This window comes from Streptomyces sp. CB02366, assembly GCF_001905905.1.
Classification (GTDB): Bacteria; Actinomycetota; Actinomycetes; order Streptomycetales; family Streptomycetaceae; genus Streptomyces.
The window spans coordinates 795,523-820,413 of record NZ_LIVT01000003.1 but is presented as its reverse complement, the minus strand read 5'-3'; the positions used below and the strand labels follow the sequence as shown (position 1 = coordinate 820,413).

Sequence of the window (24,891 nt, the reverse complement as noted above, 5' to 3'; positions counted from 1 at the left end):
CCCCGGCGGAACCCGCCACGACTCCCCGCGGGCGGTGCACGTCCCGGCGCGCGTCGCACCCGCGCGGAGCGGGGCAGGTAGCGGCGGGGAAGAGGTGGTGGCCGGCCGTTCGGGCGGGCCCGGTCGCGAAGGCGCGCCCGGCCGTGAGCGCGGCCCGGCGGCCGGGCGGGCCGCTGTCGGACCCCTGGCCACCCGACGTGTGCGTGGGACGGCTGCCAGGGGCTTCCCGGGCGCCTCGGGGGAGCGGGGCGGGGTGGGGGCGCGGAGGGGGACGTACCGGTTCCCCTGCCGCCGCCGTCGCCGCGCCCCGGCGGGCCCCGGGGCCGGGACGCGTCAGTCCGCGATGAGCCCTTCCCTGAGCTGGGCGAGCGTGCGGGTCAGCAACCGGGAGACGTGCATCTGGGAGATGCCGACCTCCTCGCCGATCTGCGACTGCGTCATGTTCGCGAAGAACCGCAGCATGATGATCTGGCGCTCGCGCGGGGCGAGCTTGGCCAGCAGCGGCTTGAGGGACTCGCGGTACTCGACGCCCTCCAGCGCGGAGTCCTCGTACCCGAGGCGGTCCGCGAGCGAACCCTCGCCGCCGTCGTCCTCGGGGGAGGGGGAGTCGAGCGAGGAGGCGGTGTAGGCGTTGCCGACGGCGAGACCGTCGACCACGTCCTCCTCGGAGACCCCGAGCGCGCGGGCCAGCTCCGGCACGGTCGGGGAGCGGTCCAGTTTCTGCGCGAGCTCGTCGCTGGCCTTGGTCAGCGCGAGCCGCAGCTCCTGGAGGCGGCGGGGGACCCGCACGGACCAGGAGGTGTCGCGGAAGAAGCGTTTGATCTCGCCGACCACGGTGGGCATCGCGAACGTGGGGAACTCGACGCCCCGTTCGCAGTCGAACCGGTCGATCGCCTTGATCAGGCCGATCGTGCCGACCTGGACGATGTCCTCCATCGGCTCGTTGCGGCTGCGGAACCGCGCCGCGGCGTACCGCACCAGCGGGAGGTTCAACTCGATCAGTGTGTCCCGCACATAGGTCCGCTCCGGACTGTCCGTTCCCTCGGGGCCCGAGGCGGGGCCGAGCGCGGCGAGCCGCAGGAACAGGGAGCGGGACAGCGTGCGGGTGTCGATGGCTTCCGGTGAGCTGGTGAGCACGGCGGGTGCCGGCACGCTCTTCGTGAGCGTGAGCACCTTCGAGCTGCCCTGTTCTTCGGACATGCCACCCCCTTGAGGTCGCGGACGGTCGCGGCGGCCGCGACCATCGGAGGAACGCAGCCTCCACCTGAATACCGGAGGCGGGGCTGCGGCAAACGCGCTTCGAGCAGAATGTCACATGTCGGCAACGCGCTGTAGTGACATGTCGACAAGTCAGCGCCGAATCCGCCCTGGAAACAGGGGGTGTGGCCCTTATATGCCGTCAGAACTGCTCTCTGGACGGTCTACCCGTTCCGGTTACGCCTCGATCCTGTTTGCGGATCTCAGTCGGGCGAAACTTCTGGCGAGAAGCCTTGACACATGCATCTGGGAGACGCCTAGTTCCGCGCTGATCTGAGACTGGGTCAAGTTGCTGTAGTAGCGCAGGAGAAGGATGCGCTGCTCGCGTTCGGGGAGCTGGACGAGGAGGTGGCGTACGAGGTCGCGGTGCTCGACGCCGGCGAGCGCGGGGTCCTCGTAACCGAGCCGGTCGAGCAGCCCCGGCAGCCCGTCGCCCTCCTGGGCGGCCTCCAGGGAGGTCGCGTGGTACGAGCGTCCGGCCTCGATGCAGGCCAGCACCTCGTCCTCGGAGATCTTCAGCCGCTCGGCGATCTCGGCGGTGGTGGGGGAGCGTCCGTGAGCCGTCGTCAGGTCCTCGGTGGCCCCGGTGACCTGCACCCACAGTTCGTGCAGACGGCGGGGTACGTGGACGGTGCGCACGTTGTCGCGGAAGTAGCGTTTGATCTCGCCGACGACGGTGGGCATCGCGAAGGTGGGGAACTGCACCCCGCGCTCCGGGTCGAACCGGTCGATGGCGTTGATCAGGCCGATCGTGCCGACCTGCACGACGTCCTCCATCGGCTCGTTGCGGCTGCGGAAGCGGGCCGCGGCGTACCGGACGAGGGGGATGTTCGCCTCGATGAGGGCGGCCCGGACCCGGCGGTGCTCCGGGGTGCCCGGCTCCAGGTTCTTGAGCTGGCCGAAGAGGACCTGGGTGAGTGCTCGGGTGTCGGCGCCCCGGGCCCTGGCGGGCCGGGCGGAGGGGTCGGGCGTCTCGGTCCGGATGTCCTCGGCCTGGGCGGGCGGGACGGCTTGGACGGCCTGGGGAGGCACTTGAGGCGCTGTACTGGCCGGCACGGTGTCGCCACCCCTTTGCGGTCAACTACGGTCAACTCATCCGTCAAAAGCGGTCATAGCATCACAAGACATGTGCAGTATGCGCAAGCACCACATAGTGCCGTGTTGTGGGCATATGGGTTTAGAACCTCACGAAGGAACCCCCCGCCCGAGGGGCGAGGGGTCGATGGAACCAGTCCGGGAACCGAGCGGGGGGAACGCGCCGACCGTGGCGGCGAGAGTGGTCAGAAGGGGTAGTCCGCGATCACCCAAGTGGCGAATTCCCGCCACTGCCCGGCGGCGGCCTGGTGGGCCGGGTGCTCGACGTACCGCTTGAGCGCGTCCTCGTCCGCGACGGCGGAGTTGATGGCGTAGTCGTACGCGATCGGCCGGTCGGTGATGTTCCAGGCGCACTCCCAGAACTCCAGCTCAGGGATCCGCCCCTCCAGCTCCCGGAAGGCCCGGTCCCCGGCGACGACCCGCGGATCGTCCCGCTCGACGCCTTCGTTCAGCTTGAAAAGGACCAGATGGCGGATCATCGTACTTCTCCTACTTCACCAGTTCTGACATGAAGTCACCGACGCTCTGCGCGGCGCTGGAAATGCCTTCGAACCCTATCTGGACCAGTTCGGCGGCCCGCTGAGGAGACTGGATGATCGTGTACAGCACGAAGACCACCACTATGTAGATGATGATCGTCTTTGCCTTGGCCACAATCCTGCCTCCCCGTCGGCCCCATGTGCGATCGGGCGATTGTATCCGCACAGATGGCCGTATCCGGCGGCCGTTTTCGATCACTGACGGGGCTTTTAAGGACCTATGGCCCCGCCATCGAGGTCTTTCGCCGGACCCCCCGGCCCTCCCCCGCCCGGCAGTATGGATACCGAGCCCGAAGGGACCTGGCAGGACCCGGAGGGCCGGAACGGGGCCTCACTGTGGGGTCGGCCGACGCGTGATCCCCCCTGACCGCGATGGCCGACCGTAGGCCCTGTTCTCTTCGGGGGGAGCGGCTTGTCCCCCCGATGCCGCTTCCCCCGACCTGACCTTCCCGACGGTTCGCGTGGTGGGTTCAGACGAGCCCGCTGGTGTCGATGTCGAGTTCGAACGGCGCCGGAAGCCGCACGGCGGTGCCGAAGGGGTAGGGGCCGTCCACCCGGGTGTATCCCAGCTTCCCCGGTTCCGAGAACAGCGTCACGCAGCGGTCGATACGGTCGACGAGCAGGTACAGGGGCGCCCCGTACTCGGCGTACCTGCGTCGCTTGACGACCCGGTCCGTCTCCGCGTTCGACTCCGACGTCACTTCCACGATCAGCAGCGTCTGGTCGGGGAGAATGGCCCTGCCTCCCTTGGCCAGTTCCTCCGGCACGACGGCGATGTCGGGGACGTACCAGTTGGACGAACCGGGCAGGTCCAGATTCCCGGACCCTTCGACGCACTCGAGTTCATCGACCCGCTTCTCGATCTGACGGCGTACGAGCTTCGCAGCGCGCTCGTGGTCCCACGTCGGTGGAACCGGTTCGATGGCCCCCTCGATGAGCTGGACACGTTCCCCGCGAATGCGCTGCACGGCGAACTTCAGGGCGCGCTCGGTGTCGATGCCTTGGCTGTAGTCCGGTGCACTGGTCATTACATCCTGCTTCCGTCCATGTCCGAGACAAGGTTCTGGTACGTCCCCCCAGTGGCGGGGCGGCCGACGGGGATGCGTGAAGCACGCCTTGCACCCGGCAGAGAGCTACGCACGTTGACGGCTGTCGGGCGCTACCGCGTTCCACGGGGTGTGCGTCGTATCGCGGGACCACCTCCGCGTGCGCGGGGACTATGGCGTAGGCATGCATGCGGCGATAACGATCCCGGGAGCACCCCCGCACGCGCGGGGACGACCGGCTGAGCGACGAAGAGGCCCCCAGTCAGCGGGGCCCGTCTCCGCCCGCACAGCCGCACCTACCTCCCGCCTCCGAACTTCCGCCTCTTCGACGCCTTGCTCCAGCCCTGGCGGGGAACATCGGTCTTCTCGCTCCCCGGGTCCGATCCGCGCGGGGGGCGGGCGCTCGGGCGGTGGATCAGGGTGAGGCCCTCGTGGTCCGTCGGGTGCCAGGTGTGGTCGTGGGTCTCGAAGGCGTAGCCCTGTTCGTTGTCCGTCTGGTAGGCGAGGAGGGCGCGGCCCTGGCCGGCGTACTCGCGGACCTCGGCCCACAGGAGGTCACGGATACGGGTGGAGGGAGCGCCGAGGAAGACGCCCGGGGAGATCTCCAGCAGCCAGCGGGTGAGGAAGCCCCGCAGGCCCGTCGGGCAGTTGGTGAGGACGATGACGGTCACCAGACGATCTCGTCCCCGTAGTTGCGGCCGCCCTCGACCAGGACGTCTCCGTCGGACTGGAGCGCGACCCGGTCCGAGGACCCGCCGTCCGCCTGGGCCGTGTCGCGGGTGCCGTCGTAGCCGAGCAGGTCCTTGATGTCCTGGACACAGCGGTCGAGCAGGCCCGTCCGGTTGATGCGGTCCCGGAGCATGCGGCGGGTCCGGGCCGCGATGTCGTCCGTCCCCTCGACCGCCGCGTCGAACGCCGCCGGGATGGCGATCTCCGTCTTGTAGAAGTCCGCGACGTCCATCACGAACGAGCGCTCGTGGCCCGAGTGGACGAACCCGAGGCCGGGGGAGCAGCCGAGTGCCGCGACCACCGAGTGGGAGACTCCGTACATGCACTGGGCCGCCGCCGTCACGGCCTGGTTGGGGGCGTCGCCGGCCGAGAAGTCCGCACGGTGGTACTCGCGGCGGCGCCAGGGGACTCCCGTGCGTACGGACTCCCGCCGGTAGCACTCCTTCAGGCGGCGGCCCTCCATGCCGAGGAGGTCCTGCCGGGTGCGGCCCGTCGTGTCCTCGCCCGGGAACCGCAGCCGGTACATGGCGCGCGCCACGTCCAGCCGGGTGCGCCGGTTCGCCCATGCCGTGGCCTGCGCCTCGATGAGGCCCGAGGAACGGGTGAGCGCCCGCCCGCCCGCGTAGTACCGGACTCCGTGCTCCCCGACCCACGCCACCCCCGCCCCGCTGTCGCCGAGCAGCGCCATCGCCTGGTGGGTGACGCGGGTGCCGGGGCCGAGCAGGAGGGTGCCGATGGTGGCGGACGGGATGTGGGTGACGCCGTCCACGTCCTCGGCGGTGATCGCGTTGGAGTCCCGGTGCACGGTGCACCGCTCCAGGTAGACGAAGGAGAGCCGGTCCCCGACGCGCGTGAGCTCCCGGGGCGAGGAGGCGCCCCGGCGTCCGACCGTGGTCACGCCGCGCCCCCCTCCCGCACCGGGGCCAGGGTCATCAGGCCGCATCCGTACGCCTTGGCCTTGCCGAGCCCGCGCGTGAGCGTGCGGCGGAAGACCTCCGGGTCCGTGACGCGCAGCCGGCCGTCGTAGGTGACCTTGGTGATCTGCACGTCGCCGCCGTTCCTGCCGGCCTTCCCCGAGACCCCCGTCTGTGTCGGCTGCCGCCGGAACTGCAAGGGGGACTGGTCCCGTACCACCAACTCGTACTCGTCCCCCACCGGGAGCAGCCACCGCTCCTCCGGCTTGCGGACGATCTCGAAGCCCGCCTTTTCCTGACGCTCCAGCAGCCACCGCATCTGGTGCCGGGGGGTCCGGTGTGCGGCCCGCTTCGTCGGCTCCCCCTCCTTGAGGTACTCGTGGCGGATGTTGTGCACCGGGTTGGCGGTGAGCCTGAACCCCCAGGTGTCGCCCGGGTGCAGCGCGGTGAGGAAATCGGCGTACGCGAACGTCGTCCACCCCGGCTCGTCCGAGGCGGGCCACCCGGCCTGCTCGACCAGGTGGGTGAGGTCGGGGCGGGTCGGGCTGACGATGTAGAGCAGTGTCTCGGAAGTTCCGTTGCGGTCCAGCCGCCAGAGCACCCGGGGGCCCGATCCGTCGCGGGAGGGCGGGGTGGGGAACGAGGCGTTCACCGCGCCATGGACGCGGTGCGGCGAACCGAGCAGACGGCGGGCGTCGGACCGGCCGGTGTTCACACGGAAACGGGTGAGGTACATCAGTCGCTCCTCGGTGCGACAGGAGTGAGCAGGGCGGTGGGTTCGTGCGGCGGAGGCGGAAGCGCCGTGTCTCCGGCCGCTACGGGTACGCGGACCTCGGCGCCCCGCAGCCCCCGTAGCCCGTACCGGCGGTGACGCAGGTCGAAGCTGACCGGCAGGTCGCGCAACGTCATCTCCGGGACCGTTCCCGGCAGGCTCTCCAGCAGGAGATTCAGCCGCACCATGCCGGGAACGGGCCTGCCGCGCCGCCGGGCATCCGTCTTGTGCTTCTTCCTGTACCAGTCCGACGCCTCCCACCGCGCCTCCCGCAGCGCCTGCTCCAGCCCCACGTCCCTCGGCTCCGCGATGGTGACCGGTCGGGAGGGCGGGCAGGAACGGCGGCCCAGGTACGGGAGGAACACGGGTTCCAGCAGCGCCTCGTACAACCGCTGTACGAGGCGGTCCTCACCGCTCACCGCGGCCACGAACACCGCGTCGGCCAGGTAGAAGCGCTCCGACAGCGGCATCGCCTTGAGGGTGTCGCTGTGGTGGGCGGTGTGGAAGTCGCGCAGCCGGGTGCCGGGCTGGTCGACGCGCACGCCGAACTCCAGCGCCGCGAGATCGGAGAGATCGGCGTCCCGTCTGCGCCCCTGGGCGGCTGCGAGGAGGCCGACGACGCCGCTCTTGGTCGGTGCGTTCTCCGTGGTGCGGCGCGTGAACCGGGCCGCCGACCCCCAGGACTGGAGGGGGCCCGCGAGCCGCAGCAGCAGCACACTCATGCCCCGGACCCCGACATGACGCCCGCGTCGGCCCCCGCACCGGCCTCCGTGTCCCCGGTGCGGGCGGAGACGACGCGCCCCGCGTCCGAGCCCTCCGACGCCAGCCGGGCGACGACGGCCTCGCCCACGGAGGACAGCAACTCGGACAGGCTCACGGACTTCCCGAGGGACGCCAGCTTCTCGGTCTCCTTGCCGACCCGCAGAACCCACCCTTCCGGGCCGTCGTCCAGGCCGAAGCTCTTCTCCAGGTCGGGCACGAACGCGGCGAGCCTTTCGCAGCTCTCCTTGAGGAAACCGCCCCCGTCGCCCATCCGGACGGGCTCCTCGAAGGCCGCTACATAGCTGACCGGGCGGCGGGAGCGCAGCTTCACGATCACCGCGGCGGGCAGCGTCTGGTTGCCGAAGGTGTTGATCTTCCCGGTGGGGAGGGAGGTGATGAACCCTTCGAGGAACGCCGTCACAGCCCGCCGCACGGGCTCGGCCGGCCGGCCGTCGTCGTGCCCGGCGCCCAGGTTCTCCTGGAGACGGTTCACGTCGAGCGCCGCATAGCGGTAGAGCGTCGCCGAGTTGAAGTCGATCGTGCCGATCATCCCGGCCCCGGTCTCCGCGTCGGTGTTCTCGTCGTCGACCGCCGTGTAGTAGTCCGACTCGACCTCGACGGCGTGCACGCTCAGCGCGTGGGCGACCTGGGCCGCGGCGTCCACGTTCAGGTCAGTCGAGTCCGCGACCATACGGCCGAACAGCGCGATGTCCACCGAATGCTCGGTGAGGACGAGCTGCTTGGCCCGCGTCTTGTTCTCCTTGTCCTTGAAGTAGTCCTTGAGCGCCTTGAGGTCACCGCCCTTGCCGCCTTCGACCGTCATCGCGGCGAGCCCGTCGTACTGCCGGTCGCTCAGGAACATCAAGTACGTGGACTCGGCCGCCGGGTCCTCCGCGTCCTGCTTGCTCTTGCGGCCGGGGACGGCGACCTTCGAGCCGGTCGCCGTGGTGATCGTCTCCGCCGCCAGACTCTGCGCGGCGGCCCGCGTCATCGCCGGGTCGAGCGCCTGGACCCGCTCGGCGAGGACCTCCACGACCTTCTTGGTGCGGATGCCGAGTTCGGACGCGTCGAGCAGCCCGGCGAACGCCTTGCGCGTGGCCCGCTTCCACGCCTGGCTGGACACCCGCGACCTCCGCACGCCCCCGTATGTCGCCGACTTCGGGGTGCCCGTGTCGTCGCGGTTGAGGTTGCTCGGCGGAACGGTCTGGAGGATGTGGATGTCGAGGATCGTCCTGTTGAGGGTCACGCGTGTTCCATTTCTTCGGTCGTCGTGCGGTGATTCGTGGTGGCGGGTGAACGGGCCGGGTACGGCGGTGCGGACGGGCTGCCGGAGCCCACAGAGGGGGGCGACTGGGCGGCTACTCCCCGGCCGCGTAGCCGCCGAAGTCCTCGTCCGGGCGCAGCGTTCCGTCGATCGCGTCGCCGTTCCCGCCGTCGGCGCCCGCCTTCGCCTTCTTCGCGCCGGAGACGGCGGCCAGATGGAATTCGCGCCCCCACTCCCGCTGCACCCCCGCCCGGTCGGGGCGGTGCTGCCAGCGGTAGAGCTGCCCCGCCAGGCGCGCGTAGTCGAGGGGCACCTTCGCGCCCCGCAGCAGCAGCACGATCTCCCGGAGCCGTACGGCGACGGAGTCGAGGGACTCGGCCGTTCCGACCCGCACCAGGCGCTTGCGCAGCGGGGAGTCCTCCTCGTCCGCGCTCGCCGCCCCCTTCAGCCGGATCAGGGCGCGCACGGCCCCGCCCAGGTTCTGACTCCGGTTGTACATGCCGTGCTCGCGGCTGGACTGCTGATGCAGCGCCCACAGGGAGGTGGCCAGGACGACCGCCTCCTCCGCGTACTCGGCGCGGAGGAAACCCTCGTGGCCGCCGCGCAGTTCGGCCAGTTCTTCGGTGCCGCCGATGCCCCACAGGTCCGGGATCCGGTGGGCCCGCTTTCCGGCGCCGCGCCGCAGCCGTGCCAGCTCCCCCACGGCGGAGGGCACGTCGGCCAGGTACTGGCGCTCCAGCCGCGCGATGTACGTACCGGTCGCGCGGGCGACCAGCTGAGGGGCCGGCAGCCGCTCGGTCATCGGCTCGCCGTCCGGCGGAGGAGGCGGTGGGGCGTCGGCGCCGGACGTCGTGGTGGTGGTCATGCGGTTCCCTCCGGGGAAGGTGGGTCGGAGTGGTCGGCGCCGGTTCTGCCGGAGGCGTCCTCGGCGGGGCCGGGGGGCGTGTCCTCGGCGGGGCCGGGCGGCTCGGCGACGGCTTCGGGCGCGACCTCGGCGGCCTTGGGCAGCTCACAGTCGGCGCCGGACGCGTCCTCGGCGGTCCCGGACGCCATGAACGGCGCTGCGGGCAACACCTTGTTGATCCGGGTCCGGAACCACAGGTCCGCGCGGGAACTGTCCACCCAGCGCTTGCCGACGCCCGGCAGATCGATCACCCGGCCCTCCGCCGCCGCCTCACCCGCCGAATCGAGGAGGTCATGCCCCAGGCCGAGCACGACGCGGCGCGCGATGGCGTGCCAGTCCGCCCGCGCCCGGTCCAGGTCGCTGTCCAGGTCGCTGTACTCGGCGAGGCCCGCCAGCCAACTGCGGTACGGCGCGTCCAACGCTCCGAAGCCCAGGTCACGGGCGGTGGACGTGGCGGGCCCGGCGTCGGAGCCGACCGCGCGGGCGAGGTTCCCGGCCAGGCGGCCGAGGGCGGAGACCGCCTGCTCGGCGTCGCTGACCGCGTCGATGGCGACGACCCGGTGCAGATCGCGGTCCTGGTCGAGCAGGACGACCGGGAGCGCGATGGAGTCGTCCACCACCTCGTCCACCACGGACTGCTGCGTCCCGTAGACCGCGCCGACCAGCCGCGTACGGATCAGGGACCGCTTCGGCAGTACGCCTTCGGAGGTGAGCAGGGTCAGCCAGCGCACGATTCCGGGCGGGAGGCTCCGGTCCGTGCCGCGCCCGGTCGTGTCCCCGTCCTGTTTCTGGGCCTGCAACAGGGTGGCGAGACCGCGCCAGGCCGCCCGTGCCGGATCGTGCTGGCGCGGCAGGTAGATCAACGGCTGCCCGAGCTTCTTCTCCTGGGCCGGGCTGCGCCGCCAGCCCGTCATCGGCTCCCTCTTCTGTCGGTTGGCGGCGGCGAGAGGGTCCCCGTAACCGAGGACGACCCCGGTGGCCTCGGGGCCCTCCGTGTGCAGGAGCACCCGCCGCGACTGCCAGGTGTAGAGGTCGCGGGGGCCTGCGGGCCGGGGAACGGAAGGGTCTCCTTCCAGTACGCCGGGACCGGGGGGAGGGTCGCGCCGCCATACCGGCAGGTCTTCCTTCGGCTCCGCCGTGAGGACGTCCTCGTCCGTCGCGACCAGGTTCAGCAGGAGCGTCGCGCGCAGGTCCGCGCCCTCCGCGAAGACACCGCCGAGCCCTCCGACCCAGCCGACGCCCTGCGGGTAGACCTTGCCGCCCTTGACCCGGTCGTCGCCCACCATCCCGGACTTGATGCCGGACGAGTCGTACGCATGGGTGTGGACGAGCCAGCGCGCCGCCTCCGCGAGCCCGAGCCGGTCCACGCCGGGCCGGCGCATGGAGAAGAACGCCTCGCCGTTCGGCACGTCGGCCACGATCCGGTTCAGCGACGCGACCTCGTGCTTCTGCGTGTGCAATCCCGCGACTTGGAAGAACGGACGCTCGGGGTGGAGGAGGTCGAAGCGGTCGCGGTACCGGTCGAGGTAGCCGGCGACGACGTCGAAGGAGTCCGGCGACTCCCACAGGGCCTCCCAGTCCTCCAATGTCGCGGGTGCGCCGCTCGATCGCCCGTCGGCCTCGTCGCAGGCGTCGTACAGGATCGCCAACAGCAGCCGTAGCAAGGCCAGTTCCTGCGTGGGAAGGTCCCCCACCAGTCGGCGGACGTCCGCCGCCCGCGCGAAGACGTCCCGCAGTGAGAGTTCCCCGGTGGAACCGTCCGTGTACTGGACGGGCAGCCACGGCCGCGACACCAGGTCGAAGGAGGGCGCGGCGGACGCCACCGCTTCGTGCGCGTTCACGCCGCTCGCGGGGAGCGCGCCGACCGGTCCCACCCGGAGCCCGTCGTCAGGGCTGTAGTGGACCTCCCAGCCCGCGAGGAGGGTCCGGTGGTCCTCGTTCAGCACGAGCAGCAACTCCCCGGCCAGCCACGGACATTCCTTCACCTGCCAGGCGGGTACGACGAACCGCTCCAGCTCCGCGATGGTCCGGTCGATCGCCCCCGGGTGGGTGAGTGTCCTGGGCAGCGTCAGCGCGCAGGCGGCGACGATCTCGGCGGTCCGGTGCGGGGGAGGGGTGTGCTCGGGCAGGTCCAGCCCGCCGCGCCCGCCGTCGAGCCAGTTCACGGTGGTCAGCCGTCCGTCCGCGCGGCGCTGGACGACCAGCACCTCAAGGCTCTCCTCGCTGTCCCGTACCTGTGCGCGCCCGCTGCGGCTGTCGTCCGCGTCCCCCGCGTTTCCGTCGAGCCAGCCGAACAGGGGCCGTCCCGCCCGCCGTACCGGCCCCAGCCGGAACACGTCGGCCCGCTCCCGCTTCTCCGCCAGCCGGGCCAGATAGCGGTGCCGGGCCTCAGCCAGCGCGGGCGCCCAGTGCGTCGGCCCGACCGGCCGTTCGTCGTAGGCGGCCTGCACCAACGGGCTGATGTGGTCCGGCAGCACCAGAGGTACGCCGTCGAGGTGCGGCCCCAGCACGGCGAGGGCCCGCAGCAGGGTGTGCGGTCCCTGGTACACGGCGAGCGAGCCCCGTACGGGCATGGGCTGATCAGCGCCCCAGTCCTCCACCCCGGTGATCAGGCAGCGGGCCCGTGTGAGACGGGGCGGCCGGGTACGCGGATGGCGGTGCAGCCGGCCCATCCGCTGAAGCACCAGGTCGATGGGGGCGAGATCTGTGACCAGCAGGTCGAAGTCGATGTCCAGGGACTGCTCGACGACCTGGCTGGCCACGACGATGTGCGGCCCTGTGGGACGGTCGCCGCCCGGTCCGAACCGCTCGCGCAGCTCGGTGTCCTTGCGGGCCCGGTCTGCCGCGATGAACCGGGAGTGCGCCACGGTCACGGCATCCGAGCCGAAGTGCGCGCGCAGATGCCGGGCGGCCTCCAGGACCCGGTCCACGGTGTTGCGTACGACGAGGGCGCAGCCACCGTCGCGCAGTTCGTCCTCCAGCCTCGCCACCAGCGTCGGCAGCTCGTCGTCCAGCCGCTCCACGGCGACGTCCGTGCGCCGCCCCGAAGCCGCCGCCGGCTGGGCCGTCAGGACGGTGCTGCTGCCGGGCGCGACAGCGGTGATCAACGGGTATGCGTCGTCGGGCAGTTCGAGGGCGGCGGCGAGCTCGGGCGTCGTCTCCCCGGCGTACGCGGCCATCAGCTCGCGCCGGCGCAACGCGGGCAGCGTGGCGGAGAGCATGACCACGGGCACCCGGTAGGCGGCCAGCCACTCCAGTACGCGATCGAGGTAGGAGTTCATGTACGCGTCGTAGGCGTGCACTTCGTCGATGATGACGACCTTGCCCGCGACGGCGAGGTGCCGAAGTGCCAGGTGGCGGCTCTTGAGCCCGGCGAAGAGCACCTGGTCGATGGTGCCGACGGCGAAGGAGGAGAGAAGCCCCTTCTTCCGGCCGCGCAGCCACTGGTGGGCATGGAGAGAAGCGGGATTGACGCGGCGCGCGCCCCCGGCGGGGGAGACGTCCTCGACGGGGCCGTCCAGGTCGACGGCCGCGATCGTCCGCCGGTCGGCCTTCGTCATCCCGGCCCACACCTCGTTGAGAGCGGCCTTGGCGTGGGCGAGGACGACGGACCGGGGGCCATCGGAGGGGAGCCGCTGCAACCAGCTGATCAGCCGGGGGAACATGGCGTCTCCCGTGGCGCGGGTCGGCAGCGCCACGAGACACCCGCCGGCGCCCGAGCGTGCGGCCAAGACCTCCGCCGCCGCGAAGGCCGCTTCGGTCTTGCCCTCCCCCATGGGGGCCTCGATGATCAACAGCCCGGGCCCCGGCAGTTCACGGGCCACGCGTACGGCCTCCTCCTGTACGGGCCTGATTCCGGCGCCCTGCGGAAGGTCGAACCGTTCGCGGAACAACTCGGCGGCACTACCGTCCGGTTGCTCGGCCCGCCAGGGCCCGGGAAGGTCCAGCCCGGCCCAGGCTGCCGCGAGCCGACGCTCCTCCCCCTCCGGACCTCCGGGCGACCAGGAGGCGGGGTCGTACGGGAACAGCTCCGAGGAACTGGCGATCCAGTCCGAGACGATGACGATCGCGGTGAGGACGACCTGCACGGGCTGCGGCAACCGAACGGACCGCCACGCGGCGAACCGCCCCTCCACGCCGGCCCGCGCGGCGCAGGCGTCCATCAACTCGAACTGGACGCCCCGCCAGACGGCTTCGCTCTCCCCACCGGTACGCAACAGCCGCGGGCGGAGCCCGAGATCGTGGATCTGCTGGTGATCCGGAGGCGTACCGTGATGCCCACCCGCGACCACGGCGAACTGCCCGGAGACCCGCTCACTCCACCCGAACCGCTCCCCCAGCCACTCCTGGAGCAGCACCTGTCCGGCGAGCCCGTGCGGCGCCATCCGCCGGTCCAGCCCGAACTGCTTCTGGTACGGCATCTCCAGCCTGGCGTCCCGCATCTGATCCGCGAGCCCGTCCACCTGGCAGGCGAAGGCGGGGGTGGCCTTGCCGATGTCGTGAACGCAGGCGAGGAAGACGGCGGCCTGCCTGGCGTCCGAGGCCCCCTGGGGGAACGCGTCCGCGACGAGAGCCTTGACGCTGTCGGGCACCCACGTGTCCCAGAGCCGTCCGGCGACGGCTGCGCTGTCCGCCATGTGCCGCCAGAGCGGAAGCCACTGATCGGTCGGCCGGTCGTGCTTACCCCAGGCGGTGCGGGAGGCGTCGGACAGACAGGCGAAGGCCGAGTGGCTTTCCGGAAGATCGCGGCTCATGGCCGTATTGGACATCGGCGCGGTCGCGAGGGGGCCAGATGCCCGAGGATGAATGCAAGTGCACTTAATTGATCAACCTGGCACCGATGGAGAGCACTTGCCATGCTTTTTGTGTGGGGATCGGGTACTCCGAGGGCGCCGTGCGAACACTGAGGCGGAAACATCCCCGCCTGCGCGGGGTCCCTACGGGATCGGCGGTGGGGTGCGCGCGGATGGGAACACCCCCGCGTGCGCGGGGACCACGACACTCCCAGGGTCAGGCCGTGCGCGGGGGCGGGAACACCCCCGCGTGCGCGGGGACCACTGGGGCACGGGGCTGGAGCAGCAGGCGCAGGGGGGAACACCCCCGCGTGCGCGGGGACCACCAGAGCGCTGCCGACGTCTTGAGGAGATCGGCAGGAACACCCCCGCGTGCGCGGGGACCACGCGGATCCCCAGGGGCGTACGTGCCGTCAGCGAGGAACACCCCCGCGTGCGCGGGGACCACCGTTCGACTACTTGAGAACTTCACAGCGTGATGGGAACACCCCCGCGTGCGCGGGGACCACAGTTCGTGACCTGCGGGTTTAGGTGGCGGGGTGGCGGTTTTTACTTACTTCTCGAGAAGCCGACATATCCGACCTTACTTCGCGAAGCGGTCACGCGTGTGGTGCGGTCGGTTTCATTCTGCCTGCTGCCAGTCTGGTCGGTTCGGCTTCGGTGCAAGGGGCTGGGCTCCGCCTTCTGTGGGCGTGGTCCTGTGCGTGGGTTGTGGTGCGCCCGCCCTGGCTCTCAGAGGTGATGCGGCGGGTTTGCGTGCTGGGTCGGGGTCAGACGGGTTTGAGGAGGGCGCGGAGGTTTGCCATGTGGGCTTTGACGACGGCGATTTCGGCGGAGGAGGGTGTGCCGCTGCCGCTGCCGCTGCCGCCCCCGGCATGGGTTTGGTGGCAGAGGCGGCAGAGGCCGTCCGGCAGTGCCTCTGGGGGGCCTGGGCGGCCGCATGTTGTGCATTCGATGAGGATGCGGCGGGCGGGCGCGGGGGTGTCGGAGGCGGGCGGCGTGGCCCCCGTTGTGGGGAGTTGGGGTGGGATTTTGTCGGTGAGGCGGCGGCGGAGGAGGCCGGCGGGGGAGTCGACCTGTGCGGGGAGTCCTGCGGTGAGGGCGCTGGTGAGGTAGTCGACGCTGACGCCGCGTGCGAGCCATGCGGTTGCGAGGGGTTCGAGGGTGGTGCAGTCGTGGGCGGAGAGGGCGAGCCGGTGGTCGTTGTGGCCGAGGTGGGCCAAAGCCAAGTAGGCGGCGGAGGGCTCAGGGTCGCGGGCGTGTTGCACGGGGGTGACGGCCTCGGTGGGTGGCGCGTGGACCGTGTCCTGGGTGGGAGGTGTGGGAGTGGTGGGCCGCGTGGGTGGCGCAGGTTCGGTGGCGCGGGGCTGGGGGAGGTCGGATGCCAGGAGAGGGGTGCGTTGCTGCGGGATGGCGGCGGGCTCAGGGGACTGGACCACAGCCGGGTCCGCCGACTGTGTGGACGGCACCGGTTCCTCGGCAGGGACCCACGGCGGCGGGGGCGCGGGCGCGTCGGCCGGGGCGATCCCCTGTGCGGCGGTCTCGGTGGCGAGGTAGCTGTTCCACCACTCGTTGTCACGTGCGGTGCGGGACCAGAACGTGCGGTAGGCCCAGCGGACTTGGTCGTCCGTGCCGACCGGGCACCGTACGCGGCGCAGGTGGCCTGCGACGGAGAGGGCGGACAGGGAGGTGCTGATGGCCTGTTGGCCGTAGAGCGGGAGCTGCTTGGCCAGTTGCTTCACGCTCATCGCCGCGCCCTCGGGGAGGTGGTCGACGAAGCCGGCCACGTACCGCTCGCGGGTGGGCAGCAGGGCGAAGTCGTCGCGGGTGCGGGGGCGTTGGTCCGGGGCGGAGCGCTTGCCGTAGCCGGGTTTGGCCATCGGGTAGGCGTGTGGGGCTGCTGGAGCGGGCGGGGCGGGGCTAAGGTGCTGGGCAGCCAAGGGATCGGCTTTCTAGGTGACGATCTTGCGGTGAGACCCCGGCTCGGTGCTTCCAACACCACGTCGGGGTCGTTTGGTTCTCGCACCGTAGACATTCGTCACGCTGCGCCGCAAGTCATCACTATTAGTCATACTTGCTGGCCGTGACGGGGTGGGGAGGGTGGGGAGGTTTTCCTTAACCCCCCTTCTTTCCCTACCGGTTAAAGAAGGCGCTCGGGTCTCGGCGCTCGTGACCCGACGCCCGAGTCCCGGAACCCGAGCTTCGGGCCCGGAGCCCCTTCCTTTACCCCGAACGAGGAGCCCCGCCCACCCCGAAACCCGGGGTTCAAGACCCGAGCTTCGGGGGGGCTCCATGCCTGCTCTCGCCCCGAGCGGTGGGCAGCCGGTCGGGACGGCCTGGTGTCGGCAGGTAGTCGGCCAGTCGGTGGGGGGTCGCGGTGACGAGTCGGCGGCGGCTGCCGTCCATCCACCGCCGGGCACCCGCGTGGGCGGGGCGCCCTTGGTCCCGTGGGACACAGAAAACCCCCTCGATCGCGTTTCCGCGGATCGAGGGGGTTTTCAGAAGCGGTAGCGGTGGGATTTGAACCCACGGTGACGGGTTACGCCACACTCGCTTTCGAGGCGAGCTCCTTCGGCCGCTCGGACACGCTACCGAGAGAGAGCTTAGACCATCCCGGGGCGTGGACAGAAATCGGTTCCGCGCGCCGGGGGCGAACCTGGTCAGAGGGTGCGGAAGAAGGCCGTCAGCTGGGTGGCGCACTCCGGTTCCAGGACGCCGCCGATGACCTCCGGGCGGTGGTTCAGGCGGCGGTCGCGGACGACGTCCCAGAGGGAGCCGGCCGCGCCGGCCTTCTCGTCGCGGGCGCCGTAGACGACCCGGGCCACCCGGGACTGGACCAGCGCGCCGGCGCACATCGTGCAGGGCTCCAGGGTGACCACCAGGGTGCAGCCGGTCAGACGCCACTCGCCGTGGGCCTCGGCCGCCCGGCGCAGCGCCAGGACCTCGGCGTGGGCGGTGGGGTCTCCGGTGGCCTCGCGTTCGTTGTGGGCGGTGGCCAGTTCGGCGCCGTCGGGGCCGAGCACGACGGCGCCGACCGGCACGTCGCCGGCCGACGCCGCCCGAGCCGCCTCGGCCAGGGCGCGGCGCATCGGGGCCTGCCAGGGATCGCGTACGGGGTCGGGCTCCGGTACGCGGGCCGGTTCCCGTACGGGGTCGGGCTCCGGTACGTGTCCGGGATCCGGGGCGGGCTCGGGTGAGGGGATCGGCGGTCGTGCGGTCACCCGCGGACCCTAACGGACGGGAACGGCGGGCGGCGGGGCGCGGCGGCCGGGCGGGGCGGGGGGAAGGGGACGGAGCGGGGTGAGGTGGGGTGGGCGGAGTGGGTGGCGGGCGGGGTGCGGTGGGGTGGGCGCGGGTGTGCGGTGGCGGTCCGGTGGGTCAGCGGACCGCCTCCAGGACCTCCGTCGCCCCTACGGCCTCCGCGATCTCCGCGAGGGCGTCGGTCTGCAGGGTCAGCAGCTCCTTCTCGGACATCCCGAGGTCGGCGAGGACTCCGAGCTCCCCGATCGGCCCCGCGGGCACCGCGTCCCGGTCGGAGGCGTCGTCCTCGGCGGCGGGGGCGGCGGTACGGTCCGGTTCACCGTCCTCCGTGCTGTCGAGGTCGACGAGCTCCTCCAGAGCGGCGATCTCGTCCCCGGCCCCCGGCGGGCGGCCGAGCATTTCGTCGGTGAGCAGGATCTCCCCGTACGAGGAGCGGGCGGCGGCGGACGCGTCCGACACGTAGATCCGGGGGTCCTCCTCCCCGTCCACGCGGACGACGCCGAACCAGGCGTCCTCCTGCTCGATGTAGATCAGGACCGTGTCCTCGTCCACCGAGGCGTCCCGGGCCAGATCCATCAGATCGGACAGGGTCTCCACATCGTCGAGCTCTGTATCGCTCGCTTCCCACCCGTCTTCGGTGCGCGCGAGCAGTGCGGCGAAGTACACCGTGACTCTCCCACTGGTCATAGGCGAATCGGTCCGACGGGAGGGCGAACGGTGATCCGTCCGTCCTGAACCCCGCCCAATCGGCATCGTGGCAGAAACAAGCGCCGCGCGAGACCTCTTCGACCGTTGCGTCGGCCATCAGTTCCAGGAGTGCCTGGTCGGACGTCGCCCTGACGCGCCGGTGAGCCGGGAGTGCGCCGGTGGTACATGCCGGTTCCGCCGACGGCCCACGTCCGGCTTCACCAGCGGAACGTGCGCATCCGCATCTGCTGCCGCATCCGCGCGGCGCGGGCGCGGCGCGGTTGGACCCGGTCGCGCAGCTGCTTGGCCTCGTGGAGCTCACGGAGGAACTGGGCGCGTCGCCGACGCCGGGCCGCGTCGCTCTCCTGGGAGTCCTGGACGTCGCCCGCCGTGCTCGCCGTGCTTGTCGTGCTCGCCGTTCCCGCAGTCTCCGCCGCACCGGACGCCGTCGTCGTGCCCGCCGCGCCCTTCGCGCCCTCGACGCCGCGCTCCTCGCGCGGCGCACGCGGGGCCGGGTTGCGGCGCAGTTCACCGTCAGCCATCGACACACCACCCCAGTGCTGGGTCCGTATGCCCCCACCTTCCCCCCGAACAGGTGGTTGATGCCAGCGCAGGGCGCCGGGCGGCGCGGTTACTGTTGACGCATGCGGATCCACGTTGTCGACCACCCGCTGGTGGCGCACAAACTCACCACGCTGCGCGACAAGCGCACCGACTCCCCGACCTTCCGGCGGCTCGCCGACGAGCTGGTCACCCTGCTCGCCTACGAGGCCACCAGGGACGTGCGCACCGAGCAGGTCGACATCGACACCCCGGTGACGTCCACGACTGGGGTGAAACTCTCGCACCCCCGGCCGCTGGTCGTCCCGATCCTGCGGGCCGGTCTCGGCATGCTGGACGGCATGGTGCGGCTGCTGCCGACCGCCGAGGTGGGCTTCCTCGGCATGATCCGCAACGAGGAGACACTCCAGGCGGAGACGTACGCGACCCGGATGCCGGAGGACCTCTCCGGCCGCCAGGTCTACGTCCTGGACCCGATGCTGGCCACCGGCGGCACCCTCGTCGCGGCCATCCAGGAGCTGATCAAGCGCGGCGCCGACGATGTCACCGCCGTCGTCCTGCTCGCCGCGCCCGAGGGCGTCGAGGTGATGGAGCGCGAGCTGGCCGGCACCCCGGTCACCGTGGTCACCGCCTCCGTCGACGAGCGGCTCAACGAGAACGGCTACATCGTGCCGGGCCTCGGCGACGCGGGCGACCGGATGTACGGCACGGCCGAGTAGGGCCCTCTTCCCACGATTCCGCGTCCTGCCCCGGTCCCGTACGCAACCGTACGGGACCGGGGCAGGACGTTTTCGCGTACGGCCCACGGCGCCGGGGCGGGACGCCGCCGCGGGGGGGGGCGTCAGCAGGAGGGGGACGGGGCCGGGGCCGGCTTCGTCAGGGCCGCCACCGCCGCCGTCGCTTCCCGCGGGGTGCTGAACGCCTTGAACTTCGCCCCGAGGATCAGGTCGACCTCGGCCGTCTTCCTCGTGTCGGTCTTCTCCACCGCGCCCGTCAGCTGGGCGCCGAGCACCGTGAAGCTGCCGCTCTTCGCGGTCGGCGCGCCGAGCAGCACGCCCGCGCCCGGGACCTTCTTGTCGTACTCCTTCGACGCGTTCCCCACCTCGCCGATGGTGAAGCCGCGCTTCTTGAGCTCCGCGGCGGCGTCCTTGGCCAGCCCGCTGCGCGTCGTCGCGTTGTAGACGTTGACCTTGATCGCGGCCGGCTTCGGCAGCGCCTTGGCGGGGGCCGCCGACGGCTTCGCGGTGGGGCAGTCCCGCTTGTGGTCGGCCGCCGCGGCGCTCTTGTCGCCGCCGGTGAAGACGTCGATGAGCTGCAGAGTGCCCCAGCCGGCCAGACCGAGGGCGGCGACCGCGCCGATGCCCGCGAGGACCAGCCTGCGGTGTTTCCGGGGGCGGCGCATACGGGGGTAGGCGTCACCCGTGATGCGGTACTTTCCGCCCATGCCGGGGGGAGTGAGCATGCTCATGGAAGCAGCGTAGTGCGCGCGGTGATGTTGCGTACTAAATGATCAACGTAGGGCACCCGGATGGGTGGGAAAGCACCCGAAAGGCCCGAATTCACGGCTTGGGCGAGCGCCGGGGCGCCGGCGGGGGAGGGACGTCTCCCCGGGGCCGCGGAGTGCGGCCGGTCGGCGTCAGCCCAGGTCGAGGACGCGGGCGTGCAGCACCTGGCGCTGCTGGAGCGCGGCGCGGACCGCCCGGTGCAGGCCGTCCTCCAGATAGAGGTCGCCCTGCCACTTCACGACGTGCGCGAACAGGTCGCCGTAGAACGTGGAGTCCTCGGCGAGGAGGGTCTCCAGGTCGAGCTGGCCCTTGGTGGTCACGAGCTGGTCCAGGCGAACCGGACGCGGCGCGACATCCGCCCACTGGCGGGTGCTTTCCCGGCCGTGGTCGGGGTATGGCTTCCCATTTCCGATGCGCTTGAAGATCACACGGAAAGCCTACCGGGCAAGGACCACCGGGCGCAGCCGGGGAAGCACACCACGGTGCCGGTGCAAAGGGCGTATAGCGCCGAATAGGGCGGGATAACGGCAGCGCCCCGCGGGCCGGGACGCCGGGGCGCGCCTTCCCCGGGCGGGCGGTGAGCCCGGCCGGAGCGACGACGGCCCCTCTCCGGGCAGGCGGTGGGCCTGCCCGGAGAGGGGCGGGTACGGAGCGTGGGGAGGGGGGCCGCTACTCCGTCTCGCGGCCGTGGCCCTCGCGCAGGCCGCCACCGCTGCCACCGCTGCCGGGCGTTCCGGAGCCGGTGTCGGGGGCGACCGGGCGGGTCAGCGAGCGCAGGTCGTGGGCGTACGTCCCGACGGCGTTGGCGATCACATCGATGTTGGTGTCGAAGTGACGCATGTCGATGTTGTCCAGGTCGTCGCAGGCCGCGTGGTAGCAGGGGTCGTACGCGATCCCCGCCTCGCCGCCGAACACCTTCGCCTGGGCTCCCGTCTTGATGCCCTCGGCCCCCGTGTCCGTACCGCCGGAGGGGATGCCGACCTCGATGAACGGCCCGTAGTCCGAGCGGCCGGTGAAGTCCGTGCCCTCGTGCGGCTTGCCCTTGCCGTCGAGGAACTCGTTGATGTCCCGCTCCAGCTGGGCCGAACCCTCGGGGCCGGCGCCCTCGCCGACCCGGTCGGAGTCGTCGCCGTCGAAGACGAACTGGACGCCGTTGGGCGAGGCGATCATGTCGAAGTTCAGGTAGAGCGCGATCTGCTCGCGCTGCTTGTCGGAGAGGGCGGCGACGTACTTCTCCGAGCCGATCAGACCGTTCTCCTCGGCCGACCACCAGGCGAACCGCACCTTGTTGGCGGGGTCGCTCTTCGTCTTCGCCAGCTTCAGGGCGACGTCGAGCAGACCGGCCGAGCCGGAGCCGTTGTCGTTGATGCCGGGGCCCTCGGTCACCGAGTCGAGGTGCGCGCCGAGCATCACGGTCCGCGCCGGGTCGCCGCCGGGCGTCTCCGCGATGACGTTGCGGGTGGGGCGGTCCTCCTGGAGTTCGCGGATCTCGAAGGAGACCGTGACCTCGCCGGCCGCGGCGTCCTGCGCGAGCTTCTCGCCCTCCTGCTGGGAGAGTCCACCGGTCGGGATCTTCCCGGCGGCGACCTCGCCGAGCGTGCCGGACAGCACGCCCTCGACGTTGTTGTAGATGACCGCGCCGGCCGCGCCCGCTCCGGCGGCGGCCGCCTGCTTGTCGGCGAAGGAACAGCCGCCGCGCTTGATCAGCGCGATCTTCCCCGTGAAGTCCGCGGCGGCGTAGTCGGACGCCTCGCAGCCCGTCGTGGCGTCCACGGGCACCGCGACGAGCGCCGCCGTCAGACCGCCCTCCTTCGTCGACGGCGTGTACGTCATGGCCTTGATCGTCACGTCGCGGGGCGTCGGCGTCACCACGGCGAGCTTTTCGGCCAGCGTCTCCGTGTAGGTGAAGCGGAAGTTCTCGTACGAGACCTTGTAACCGGCCCGCTGGAGCTGGCGGTAGACGTACGCGGCCGAGGCGTCGTGGCCCAACGAGCCGGCGGCGCGGTGGCCGTCGGCGGAGTCGGCGATGGCCTGGAACTGCTGGAGGTGGCGGTACGCGTCCTGGGCCGACGCGCTCTTCACCAGCTTTCGCGACAGCTTGGCCGCTTCCTTGCCGGGGTCGTGAGCGGCAGGGCGTCCGGGGTTGGGGGACGCGGCCAGCAGGAGCGGCGTGGCCAGGGCGGTGGCGGCCACGACGGCCATGGCTCTGCGACGTATGGCGTGCACAGGAGTCCTTCCGGTCTGAACGGTTGGAGCCCGAGCCGCCGGTGTTCCGAGCGGATCGGTGGGGAACGGCTGAACGAATATGCTGCGAAAGCTAGCGAGTGGCGTCCCGCCTGGGAACAGGTGTGGCCGGATTCCGTCGGTGGAGCGGTGGTGGCGTCCTGATTTGGACCATGTTCACGTCACTTTTCGGACGGCGGGCCCGCTCTTCCCCTTCACCGGCCCCGGGGTTCCGGCCCTCGTCGCCCTCGCCCGGGTCCTGGTCGCCCTCTCCAGGGTTCTCGCCGCTGCCGCTCGGGGTCACGCTGCCGATCATCGCGAGCACGACGGACGGACGGCGACCGGTACTGCGCCGATGGCCTCTCCCGCTCGGCCGAAGGGAGGAAGGGGAGGCGCGGCGCCGACCGCGGAGCCCTCACCGTTCGGCCTCGTCCGCGCGCATCCGGAGATAACGGGCCTCGGGTTCGCTGAGGGTGGCGTCGGCGGCCGCGCGGTAGGCGGTACGGGCGGCGGCCGTGTCCCCGGCCCGCTCCAGGAGATGGGCGCGGACGGCGTCGAACCGGTAGTGCCCTCCCGCCGCCTCCGCCAGGGCGTCGACCTCCGCCAGTCCGGCGCGCGGCCCGTGCACCATGGCCACGGCGACCGCCCGGCTCAGGGCGGCGGCGGGATCGGCGGTGCGCCGCACCAGGAGGTCGTACAGGGCCAGGATCTGCGGCCAGTCGGTGTCCTCGGCCCGCTCCGCCTCGTCGTGCAGGGCGGCGATCGCGGCCTGGAGCTGGTAGTCCCCGGCGGGGCCCAGGGCGAGCGCCTCCGCGGCCAGGGCGGTGCCCTCCGCGATGGCCGTACGGTCCCAGAGGGCACGGTCCTGTTCGTCGAGCGGGATCAGCTCGCCGTCCTGCCCGGTGCGCGCCGGGGCGCGCGCCTCGGTGAGGAGCATGAGCGCCAGCAGCCCGGTCACGCGCCCTTCGCGGGGCAGCAGGCGCCGGACGGCCCGGGTCAGCCGGATCGCCTCCCGCGCCAGGTCCGTGCGGTGGAGGTCGGGGCCGGCGGAGGCGGTGTACCCCTCGTTGAAGATCAGGTAGAGGACCTGGAGCACCGCCCCGAGCCGCCGGTCGAGCTCCCGGCCGTCCGGCCGCAGGAACCGCGTGCCGCGCACCGCCCGTTTGGCCCGGCTGATCCGCTGCGCCATCGTCGCCTCCGGCACCAGGTGGGCGCGGGCGATCTCCGCTGTGGTGAGCCCGCCGACCGCCCGGAGGGTGAGTGCGATCTGGGCGGCGGGGGAGAGCGAGGGGTGGCAGCAGAGGAAGAGCAGGGTGAGCGTGTCGTCCTCCGCAGGGGCCCGGCTCCGCCCGGCGGCCCCTTCGCCGGGAGGCGGGGAGACGAACGCGTCCGCCGGGGTGAGCGCCGCCGCCCTCTCCTCACGTCTGCGCCGGGCCTCGTCGCTGCGGAGCCGGTCGGTCAGGCGGCGGGAGGCGACCCGGATCAGCCAGCCGCGCGGGTTGTCGGGCACCCCGTCCCGGGGCCACTGCTCGGCGGCCGCGATCAGGGCCTCCTGGACGGAGTCCTCGGCCGGGTCGAAGTGTCCGTACCGGCGGACGAGCGCACCGAGGACCTGCGGCGCGTGACGGTGCACCAGATCCTCGACGACGTCGTCCGCCGCGTGGTCCATGCGCCTCCCCGCGTCTCGCCGCGTCTCGCCGAAGCTTGTGCCGCTGCCGCTGCCGCTGCCGCTGCCCGGGCCGCCGTCTGCCGCTGCCACCGGTGCCGGTCAGCCCGGAACCCGTGGGCTCCGTCGGACCCGGGTCCGTACCAGTCGATCACCCGGTACGGCCGAGCGCCACACGCCGAAGGGCCCCGGGGGGCTCCGGCCGGCCCCAAGGCCTGGGGCTCCCGGGTGCCCTGGGCGCCCTGGTCGTCGATCCCGCTAGTCGTCGATCCCGCCGTCGATGGGCCGGATGAGCACCGGGTAGTCGGGCGCCCCGGCCGGCTGCGGGCAGCGCGCCACGCGGGCCGCGATCTCGGTCACCCGCTCCAGGCTCTCGCAGTCGAGCACCCAGAACCCGGCGAGCAGCTCCTTCGTCTCGCTGTACGGCCCGTCCGAGACGACCGGGCGGCCTTCGGCGTCGAGGCTGACGGCCCGGCCCGCGGCCGGCTCCTTCAGCCCGTAGCCGGTGACCAGTTCGCCCGACTCGGCGAGGTCGTCGTTGATGCTGCCCATATGGGCGAACATCTCCTGCACGGCCTTCTCGTCCCAGGCCGGGCTGTCGGCGCTCCCCTTGCCGGACTGCGCGTCGTAGTCCGCCTGGCTGCCCTGGACCATCACCAGATACCTCATGACCGTCGCCTCCGTGATCCGCTCGCTCGTTCCTCGTTCCTCTTCCTCCTGCACAGGGGACGTCGGGGCCGACGCGGCGTTCTCGACACCACGCGCGAAAACTTTCCGGATTCACCCGGCGGAGGGCGCGGAACAGGGCGTTCAGTAAAGTTCGGCAGCGTCGCGCTCGCGTGGCGCGCACCCCTCCCGCCCCTCCCGGCTCCCGCTTCCCTTCCCGACTCCACCCCTCCCCCCTCCGTTCCTC

General features: G+C 71.8%; 22 protein-coding genes, 1 tRNA gene and 1 CRISPR repeat array. Of the genes, 1 reads left to right on the top strand and 22 read right to left on the bottom strand.

The window, feature by feature from the left end; all coding sequences use genetic code 11:
• Positions 1–333 precede the first annotated feature (333 nt).
• The 17 genes from AMK24_RS12300 to AMK24_RS12225 all read right to left on the bottom strand — a co-directional run bounded on the left by AMK24_RS12300 (position 334) and on the right by AMK24_RS12225 (position 18,565).
• Positions 334–1,200 (bottom strand): RNA polymerase sigma factor SigF, encoded by an 867-nt coding sequence (locus AMK24_RS12300; protein ID WP_073768025.1) that lies wholly within the window; start codon positions 1,198–1,200, stop codon positions 334–336.
• Between the two features lie 234 nt (positions 1,201–1,434).
• On the bottom strand, positions 1,435–2,313 hold the full coding sequence (locus tag AMK24_RS12295; RefSeq protein WP_073768023.1) for an RNA polymerase sigma factor SigF: 879 nt from the start codon (positions 2,311–2,313) through the stop codon (positions 1,435–1,437).
• Between the two features lie 224 nt (positions 2,314–2,537).
• Complete coding sequence (locus tag AMK24_RS12290; RefSeq protein ID WP_073768022.1) at positions 2,538–2,831, bottom strand: Dabb family protein; 294 nt, start codon at positions 2,829–2,831, stop codon at positions 2,538–2,540.
• Between the two features lie 10 nt (positions 2,832–2,841).
• On the bottom strand, positions 2,842–3,006 hold the full coding sequence (locus tag AMK24_RS34215; protein ID WP_199876420.1) for a hypothetical protein: 165 nt from the start codon (positions 3,004–3,006) through the stop codon (positions 2,842–2,844).
• A gap of 355 nt (positions 3,007–3,361) precedes the next feature.
• Positions 3,362–3,919 carry a Uma2 family endonuclease gene (locus AMK24_RS12285; RefSeq protein ID WP_073768020.1) on the bottom strand — a complete coding sequence of 186 codons (558 nt, stop codon included), beginning with the start codon at positions 3,917–3,919 and terminating at the stop codon, positions 3,362–3,364.
• 314 nt (positions 3,920–4,233) lie between these two features.
• Entirely contained in the window at positions 4,234–4,608 is a 375-nt protein-coding gene (gene cas2e, locus AMK24_RS12280) for a type I-E CRISPR-associated endoribonuclease Cas2e (protein ID WP_073768018.1), read from the bottom strand.
• Positions 4,605–5,564 (bottom strand): type I-E CRISPR-associated endonuclease Cas1e, encoded by a 960-nt coding sequence (gene cas1e / locus AMK24_RS12275; protein WP_073768016.1) that lies wholly within the window; start codon positions 5,562–5,564, stop codon positions 4,605–4,607. Before cas1e ends, cas2e begins: the two co-directional genes overlap by 4 nt.
• Positions 5,561–6,316 (bottom strand): type I-E CRISPR-associated protein Cas6/Cse3/CasE, encoded by a 756-nt coding sequence (gene cas6e / locus AMK24_RS12270; RefSeq protein ID WP_073768014.1) that lies wholly within the window; start codon positions 6,314–6,316, stop codon positions 5,561–5,563. Before cas6e ends, cas1e begins: the two co-directional genes overlap by 4 nt.
• Entirely contained in the window at positions 6,316–7,074 is a 759-nt protein-coding gene (gene cas5e, locus AMK24_RS12265; RefSeq protein ID WP_073768012.1) for a type I-E CRISPR-associated protein Cas5/CasD, read from the bottom strand. The genes cas6e and cas5e overlap by 1 nt, the downstream gene beginning before the upstream one ends.
• Complete coding sequence (gene cas7e, locus AMK24_RS12260; RefSeq protein WP_073768010.1) at positions 7,071–8,360, bottom strand: type I-E CRISPR-associated protein Cas7/Cse4/CasC; 1,290 nt, start codon at positions 8,358–8,360, stop codon at positions 7,071–7,073. Before cas7e ends, cas5e begins: the two co-directional genes overlap by 4 nt.
• 112 nt (positions 8,361–8,472) lie before the next feature.
• Entirely contained in the window at positions 8,473–9,243 is a 771-nt protein-coding gene (gene casB, locus AMK24_RS12255) for a type I-E CRISPR-associated protein Cse2/CasB (RefSeq protein WP_073768008.1), read from the bottom strand.
• Positions 9,240–14,036 (bottom strand): type I-E CRISPR-associated protein Cse1/CasA, encoded by a 4,797-nt coding sequence (gene casA / locus AMK24_RS12250; protein WP_079190496.1) that lies wholly within the window; start codon positions 14,034–14,036, stop codon positions 9,240–9,242. Before casA ends, casB begins: the two co-directional genes overlap by 4 nt.
• A gap of 215 nt (positions 14,037–14,251) precedes the next feature.
• Positions 14,252–14,584: a CRISPR direct-repeat array (repeat unit 28 nt; unit sequence GGAACACCCCCGCGTGCGCGGGGACCAC).
• Between the two features lie 261 nt (positions 14,585–14,845).
• Complete coding sequence (locus AMK24_RS12245; RefSeq protein ID WP_073768006.1) at positions 14,846–15,955, bottom strand: MarR family transcriptional regulator; 1,110 nt, start codon at positions 15,953–15,955, stop codon at positions 14,846–14,848.
• 625 nt (positions 15,956–16,580) lie between these two features.
• A tRNA-Ser gene (locus tag AMK24_RS12240) sits at positions 16,581–16,668 on the bottom strand.
• Between the two features lie 67 nt (positions 16,669–16,735).
• Positions 16,736–17,164 carry a tRNA adenosine(34) deaminase TadA gene (gene tadA, locus AMK24_RS12235; protein WP_073768004.1) on the bottom strand — a complete coding sequence of 143 codons (429 nt, stop codon included), beginning with the start codon at positions 17,162–17,164 and terminating at the stop codon, positions 16,736–16,738.
• Between the two features lie 289 nt (positions 17,165–17,453).
• Positions 17,454–18,002: a tRNA adenosine deaminase-associated protein gene (locus tag AMK24_RS12230; RefSeq protein ID WP_073768002.1), complete on the bottom strand. Its 549-nt coding sequence runs from the start codon at positions 18,000–18,002 to the stop codon at positions 17,454–17,456.
• A gap of 239 nt (positions 18,003–18,241) precedes the next feature.
• Complete coding sequence (locus tag AMK24_RS12225; protein ID WP_073768870.1) at positions 18,242–18,565, bottom strand: hypothetical protein; 324 nt, start codon at positions 18,563–18,565, stop codon at positions 18,242–18,244.
• A gap of 102 nt (positions 18,566–18,667) precedes the next feature.
• Between AMK24_RS12225 and upp the strand changes: the two genes are divergently transcribed.
• The gene (gene upp / locus AMK24_RS12220; protein WP_073768001.1) at positions 18,668–19,303 is read left to right on the top strand and encodes a uracil phosphoribosyltransferase; all 636 of its coding nucleotides are present in this window, start codon (positions 18,668–18,670) and stop codon (positions 19,301–19,303) included.
• A gap of 122 nt (positions 19,304–19,425) precedes the next feature.
• Here upp and AMK24_RS12215 read toward each other — a convergent pair whose 3' ends face one another.
• The 5 genes from AMK24_RS12215 to AMK24_RS12195 all read right to left on the bottom strand — a co-directional run bounded on the left by AMK24_RS12215 (position 19,426) and on the right by AMK24_RS12195 (position 24,647).
• Positions 19,426–20,028, bottom strand: a complete 603-nt coding sequence (locus AMK24_RS12215) for a LytR C-terminal domain-containing protein (protein WP_073767999.1) — start codon at positions 20,026–20,028, stop codon at positions 19,426–19,428.
• 192 nt (positions 20,029–20,220) lie between these two features.
• The gene (locus AMK24_RS12210; protein WP_003967677.1) at positions 20,221–20,517 is read right to left on the bottom strand and encodes a type II toxin-antitoxin system VapB family antitoxin; all 297 of its coding nucleotides are present in this window, start codon (positions 20,515–20,517) and stop codon (positions 20,221–20,223) included.
• Between the two features lie 241 nt (positions 20,518–20,758).
• Positions 20,759–22,291, bottom strand: coding sequence for a M28 family metallopeptidase (locus AMK24_RS12205; RefSeq protein ID WP_073767997.1), 1,533 nt, complete (start codon positions 22,289–22,291; stop codon positions 20,759–20,761).
• Between the two features lie 436 nt (positions 22,292–22,727).
• A complete protein-coding gene (locus AMK24_RS12200; RefSeq protein ID WP_073767995.1) occupies positions 22,728–23,981 on the bottom strand; it encodes an RNA polymerase sigma factor in 1,254 nt (417 codons plus the stop codon).
• Between the two features lie 255 nt (positions 23,982–24,236).
• Positions 24,237–24,647: a YciI family protein gene (locus tag AMK24_RS12195; RefSeq protein WP_073767993.1), complete on the bottom strand. Its 411-nt coding sequence runs from the start codon at positions 24,645–24,647 to the stop codon at positions 24,237–24,239.
• Positions 24,648–24,891: the final 244 nt, after the last annotated feature.